Here is a 336-nt window from a genome sequence, read left to right as displayed (position 1 = left end):
CGGACTTTCCAGACCGTTCCACTAACACACATGCTGATTCAGACTCTGGGCTGCTCCCCGTTCGCTCGCCGCTACTGGGGGAATCTCGGTTGATTTCTTTTCCTCGGGGTACTTAGATGTTTCAGTTCCCCCGGTTCGCTTCATTACGCTATGTATTCACGTAATGATAGTGTGACGGATCACACTGGGTTTCCCCATTCGGAAATCGCCGGTTATAACGGTTCATATCACCTTACCGACGCTTATCGCAGATTAGCACGTCCTTCATCGCCTCTGACTGCCAGGGCATCCACCGTGTACGCTTAGTCGCTTAACCTCACAACCCGAAGATGTTTC

General features: G+C 51.5%; 1 rRNA gene. It reads right to left on the bottom strand.

The annotated features are described in order from the left end of the window. Nucleotides 1-316: ribosomal RNA gene (locus OGV94_RS00105) — 23S ribosomal RNA — on the bottom strand; the annotation flags it as partial. Between the last annotated feature and the right edge of the window lie 20 nt (nucleotides 317-336).

It is taken from the genome of Citrobacter sp. Ce006, assembly GCF_030336535.1.
Lineage (GTDB): Bacteria > Pseudomonadota > Gammaproteobacteria > Enterobacterales > Enterobacteriaceae > Citrobacter > Citrobacter europaeus.
Note: the sequence above shows the minus strand (reverse complement) of the source record. Positions and strands in the feature narration are given on the sequence as shown.